The organism is Streptomyces sp. NRRL S-350 (genome assembly GCF_000719705.1).
GTDB lineage: Bacteria > Actinomycetota > Actinomycetes > Streptomycetales > Streptomycetaceae > Kitasatospora.
Genome location: NZ_JOHO01000203.1, coordinates 1 through 431 on the forward strand (window position 1 = coordinate 1; position 431 = coordinate 431).

1 protein-coding gene is annotated in these 431 nt (G+C 71.0%); it reads right to left on the minus strand.

Going from position 1 to position 431, the window contains the following annotated elements:
• Positions 1 to 431, minus strand: a 431-nt coding sequence (locus IF30_RS42925) for a phosphopantetheine-binding protein (RefSeq protein ID WP_037903207.1), incomplete at both ends; no start/stop codon positions are given.

Sequence of the window (431 nt, forward strand, 5' to 3'; positions counted from 1 at the left end):
CGGAGGAACCAGAGGCGTTGTTGGGCGTAGGAGAGGGGGAGCGGGTCGGGTCGGGTGGGGGTGGTTCGCAGGGTGGGGCGGGTGCCGGTGTGGGGGGTGAGTTTGGTGGCGAGGCCGGCGGGGGTGGGGGTGGCGAAGAGGTCGCGTAGGCCGAGTTCGGTGTTGAGGGTGCTGCGGATGCGGCTGATGAGGCGGGTGGCGGAGAGGGAGTGTCCGCCGTGGTCGAAGAAGTCGTCGTCGGCGCCGATGCGGGGGAGGCCGAGGATGTCGGCGAAGAGTGCGCAGAGGACTTCTTCTTCGGGGGTGCGGGGGGCGCGTCCGGTGGTGGTGGTCGTGGTGGTGGGGGCGGGTAGGGCGCGGCGGTCGAGTTTGCCGTTGGGGGTGAGCGGCAGTTCGTCGAGGACCACGAACGCCGCCGGGACCATGTACTC